Origin of the sequence: Microbacterium sp. B19 (genome assembly GCF_000333395.1) — a bacterium.
In the GTDB taxonomy this organism is placed as follows: Bacteria; Actinomycetota; Actinomycetes; order Actinomycetales; family Microbacteriaceae; genus Microbacterium.
Map to the genome: position 1 here is coordinate 1 of NZ_BADA01000223.1, position 1,893 is coordinate 1,893.

2 protein-coding genes are annotated in these 1,893 nt (G+C 69.1%); one reads left to right on the plus strand and one right to left on the minus strand.

All coding sequences use genetic code 11. The features are described 5' to 3' along the window. Window positions 1–502, minus strand: a 502-nt coding sequence (locus tag I5G_RS26200; protein ID WP_036327085.1) for a cupin domain-containing protein, incomplete at its 3' end; no start/stop codon positions are given. A gap of 253 nt (window positions 503–755) precedes the next feature. Between I5G_RS26200 and I5G_RS08270 the strand changes: the two genes are divergently transcribed. Then, window positions 756–1,853 carry a hypothetical protein gene (locus tag I5G_RS08270; protein ID WP_022878632.1) on the plus strand — a complete coding sequence of 366 codons (1,098 nt, stop codon included), beginning with the start codon at window positions 756–758 and terminating at the stop codon, window positions 1,851–1,853. Window positions 1,854–1,893: the final 40 nt, after the last annotated feature.

Here is a 1,893-nt window from a genome sequence, read left to right on the forward strand (position 1 = left end):
ACCCCCCCCCCCCCCCCCCCCCCCCCCCCCCCGCGATCATGGCGTGAAGAGGCCGTGACGCGGAGGTGATCATCACGGCGGATACGAGCTCGCCCTGGACGTGGAAGACCTCGCCCGCGCGCTCTCGCGCGCCGTGGTCGATCTCGATACGGGCGATCGGCTCGTTGCTGCGGTACGTGACGGCGACCCCGCGCGGGACGAACAGCACGTCGTCGGGAGTGAGGGCGGTGGACTCGGCGTCTCCGATCTGGACGGTGCCCTCGCCGGCGACGTGAACGATGAGCGTGTCGGCGTGCTGCTCGGGTGAGGCGGGTCGCGACAGCGTGAGCGCGGTGTGCCACACGCGCCGGATCGCGATGTCGGCGACGATGGCCTCGTCGATGAAGGCGTGGGCTGCCCCAGAGTCGGTCTCGACCCACCCGCGGAGACGGAACCACTCGGCGACCTCGGACCCCTCGAGAGGTATGCGGCGCACGCGCCACGGCGACCGGGGATCGGGCATGGACGAGCACCTCCGACGGGATGGATGCCGAGACGGGTGGGGACACCTTAGGGGCGGGGCCGGAGCGGTCCCGCCGTATCGCATGGAGAGGGGTCACCGGTCACCCGCACCGCTTCCCCGGGCGCGCGGCGGGTTCACCCGCCGGACCGGGCCGCCGACACCACGTACGCGTTTGCGACGTGGGCGGGCGCGAATGCGTCACTTCCCGGCTTCATGAAGGACGGCACTACGAACCCGAACCGAAGGAGCCCTCATGACCGACCTTTCGCGCGCCTCCACGCCCGACGACGGCGTCGCCCGCCGCACGATCCTCGCCGGAGCGGCCTGGAGCATCCCCGTGATCGCGACCGCCGCCGTGGCCCCCGCGGCCTCGGCGTCAGGCACGCTCGCCCTGGCGTTCAACCAGGCGAGCTACACCGGCACGGCCTGCTCGACGATCACGGGTGCTTATGTGACCGCGACGACGAACGGGACGCCCACCACCGGCGCATCCATCACAGTCACGCTGTCGAACGGGTACACGTTCGCGGGCGGCAGCGCCACGTACACGAGTACGTCTGACGCCTCGGGGCGGGTGTCTCTCCCGGCGATCTCCGTGCCGAGCATCGGTGGCACGAGCGCGCTGCAGGGGGTCTCGGGGACGGCGAGTTCCTCAGCGACCGCCACCGGCACCCCGGCTCCTGCGACGATCACTTACTACACATACAACAATCTCGGCGGCATCCCCGCCACCGCCACCATCACCGACGTCGCCACCTGCAGCGACGGCGTCAGCGGACACTGGGGCTTCGCCCGCACCTCGGACGGCAACATCTACAGCTCGAAGAACGGCTCGACCTTCACCCTCTTCGCATCCAACACCACCCACCTCGCCGCCGCCGACACCGCCGCAATCTGGTCCAAAACCGATAACAAGGTCACCTACTACAGCTACACAGACCTCGGCGGCATCCCCGCCACCGCCACCATCACCGACGTCGCCACCTGCAGCGACGGCGTCAGCGGACACTGGGGCTTCGCCCGCACCTCGGACGGCAACATCTACAGCTCGAAGAACGGCTCGACCTTCACCCTCTTCGCATCCAACACCACCCACCTCGCCGCCGCCGACACCGCCGCAATCTGGTCCAAAACCGATAACAAGGTCACCTACTACAGCTACACAGACCTCGGCGGCATCCCCGCCACCGCCACCATCACCGACGTCGCCACCTGCAGCGACGGCGTCAGCGGACACTGGGGCTTCGCCCGCACCTCGGACGGCAACATCTACAGCAGGACGGGGACGCCATCGTCGCGGTCAAGCTGGTGGCATCCACCAGCGGTCACGACTTCCTCAGCGCACCACTGACGATCCCTCAGGGTGTCTCGCTCGTGCTGGATTCGAACGT